At 46.8% G+C, this 2,857-nt stretch carries 3 protein-coding genes; all 3 read right to left on the bottom strand.

Features of this window, described 5'->3' with window-relative positions; translation table 11 throughout:
* Positions 1 to 134, bottom strand: a 134-nt coding sequence (locus KQY15_RS18655) for a GTP-binding protein (protein WP_254795849.1), incomplete at its 3' end; no start/stop codon positions are given.
* Positions 135 to 191: 57 nt separating this feature from the next.
* Positions 192 to 2,294 carry an elongation factor G gene (fusA, locus tag KQY15_RS18660; protein ID WP_217671426.1) on the bottom strand — a complete coding sequence of 701 codons (2,103 nt, stop codon included), beginning with the start codon at positions 2,292 to 2,294 and terminating at the stop codon, positions 192 to 194.
* A 27-nt stretch (positions 2,295 to 2,321) separates the two neighbouring features.
* The gene (gene rpsG, locus KQY15_RS18665) at positions 2,322 to 2,792 is read right to left on the bottom strand and encodes a 30S ribosomal protein S7 (RefSeq protein WP_019677788.1); all 471 of its coding nucleotides are present in this window, start codon (positions 2,790 to 2,792) and stop codon (positions 2,322 to 2,324) included.
* Between the last annotated feature and the right edge of the window lie 65 nt (positions 2,793 to 2,857).

Here is a 2,857-nt window from a genome sequence, read left to right on the forward strand (position 1 = left end):
AATGCCTGACCGCCGTATGTCTTAGCTAATACGTTAGTGATAGCAGCTGTCAGAGTAGTTTTACCGTGGTCAACGTGACCGATGGTACCTACGTTTACGTGCGGTTTTACGCGTTCAAATTTAGCCTTAGCCATGTGTAGACCCTTCTATATTTAATGTTAGCCCGACATACACCGGGCCATACTAATTGATTAGTTAGACTTACGTGCAGCGATAATCGCTTCAGTTACGTTGTTTGGTGCTTCCTGATAATTCAGAGGCTCCATTGAGTATGAGGCGCGGCCCTGACTCAGTGAACGCATGTTGGTTGCATAACCAAACATTTCTGATAACGGAACATTTGCGTCAACGATTTTGATACCACCAGGGGCATCGTCCATACCGTGGATAATACCGCGGCGACGGTTTAAATCGCCTACTATATCACCCATGAACTCTTCCGGCGTTACCACTTCAACTTTCATAATAGGCTCAAGAATAACCGGTTTTGCCTGAAGCGCACCTTTCTTAAAGCCCATTGAAGCAGCAACTTTAAATGCCATCTCATTAGAGTCTACATCATGGTATGAACCATCAAAAACAGTGACTTTAACATCGATTACCGGATAGCCCGCTAATACGCCGTTTTTCATCTGTTCTTGTATACCTTTGTCGATGGCAGGAATGTATTCCTTCGGAATAACACCACCCACTACCGCGTTGACGAACTCGTAACCTGCACCTTCTTCCTGCGGTTCGATTTTCAGCCAACAGTGACCAAACTGACCGCGACCACCAGACTGACGTACAAACTTACCTTCAACTTCAGTGGCCTGACGCAGCGTTTCACGGTATGACACCTGTGGTTTACCCACGTTAGCTTCTACCTTGAACTCGCGACGCATCCGGTCAACGATAATGTCTAAGTGTAATTCGCCCATACCCGAAATAATGGTCTGGCCGGTTTCTTCGTCAGTATGCACCCGGAAAGAAGGATCTTCTGCTGCCAGTTTACCCAGCGCGATACCCATTTTTTCCTGATCAGCCTTGGTTTTTGGTTCAACGGCTACCGAGATAACCGGCTCAGGAAACTCCATGCGCTCCAGAATAATAATATTATTCTCATCACACAAGGTGTCGCCTGTGGTGGTATCTTTTAAGCCAATTGCGGCGGCGATATCGCCGGCACGAACTTCTTTAATTTCTTCACGGGTATTGGCATGCATTTGTACCATCCGGCCAATCCGTTCTTTCTTCTGCTTCACCGAGTTGTAGACAGCAGAACCTGCCTCTACCACCCCGGAATAGACGCGGAAGAAAGTTAACGTACCAACGAATGGATCAGTCGCGATTTTAAAAGCAAGTGCTGAGAAAGGTTCATCGTCGCTTGAATGACGCTCCCCCTCAGACTCATCTTCCAGAATACCGTTTATTGCCTTAACCTCTGTCGGTGACGGCAGATATTCTATAACCGCATCTAACATGGCTTGCACACCTTTATTTTTAAAGGCAGAGCCACACAACACCAATACCGCTTCATTTCGTAAAGTCAGTGCACGAAGGGCTGCTTTGATTTCTTCTTCAGAGAACTCATCGCCTTCTAAGTAGCGCTCCATCAGTTCTTCACTGGCTTCAGCCGCAGCTTCTATCAGGTTCTGACGCCACTCTTTGCACTCTGCCAACATGTCAGTAGGGATCTCTTCATAATTGAAGGTCATCCCCTGATCTTCCATGTTCCAGTTAATTGCTTTCATTTTGATCAGGTCAACAACACCACTAAAGTTGTCTTCAGCGCCAATTGGCAACTGAATAGGCACAATAGTGCTGTTAAGACGGGTCCGGGCCTGCTTAACTACCCGCAGGAAGTCAGCACCGGTCCGGTCCATCTTGTTGACAAAAATCATTCGAGGAACTTCGTACTTGTTTGCCTGGCGCCATACAGTTTCAGTCTGAGGTTGAACCCCTGACGAACCACACAGCACCACGACAGCACCATCCAACACCCGCAGCGAACGCTCAACTTCAATCGTGAAGTCAACGTGGCCCGGTGTATCGATAATATTTATCCGATGCTGTTCAAACTGTGCCTGCATACCAGCCCAGAAGGTAGTTGTCGCAGCGGACGTGATAGTAATACCACGCTCCTGCTCCTGCTCCATCCAGTCCATGGTTGCTGCGCCATCGTGTACTTCACCGATCTTATGCGAACGACCAGTATAAAAAAGTACCCGCTCCGTAGTCGTGGTTTTACCCGCGTCTACGTGCGCACAGATACCAATGTTGCGGTAGCGTTCTATTGGGGTAGTACGTGCCACAATAGTGTCCTCTTATCTAGAATCTGCTTACCAGCGGAAGTGAGCGAATGCTTTATTCGCTTCGGCCATACGGTGCACGTCTTCACGTTTCTTAACCGCAGAACCTTTGTTTTCGATGGCATCCAGCATTTCACCAGCTAAACGCTGAGCCATTGATTTTTCACCACGTTTACGGGCAGCTTCTACCAACCAACGCATAGCCAGAGCATTACGGCGAACCTGACGAACTTCACATGGTACCTGGTAGGTTGAACCACCTACCCGACGTGATTTTACTTCGACAGTTGGACGAATGTTGTCTAATGCAACTTCGAAAAGATCAATATGCTCTTTTTTCGATTTGGTAGCTGCAATTTCTAAGGCGCCGTATACAATTGATTCGGCTGTGGATTTTTTTCCGTCGACCATAACGACATTTACAAATTTGGCAAGTAATTCACTTCCGAACTTAGGATCTGGAAGAATTTTACGTTGACCTATGACGCGTCTTCTTGGCATTCGTAACTCCGATTGCTTCAGGTGATTCCAAAACTTTTAATACATTAAAGAAAAAAAGTTGTTTA

The organism is Arsukibacterium indicum, assembly GCF_019100565.1.
Lineage (GTDB): Bacteria > Pseudomonadota > Gammaproteobacteria > Enterobacterales > Alteromonadaceae > Alishewanella > Alishewanella indicum.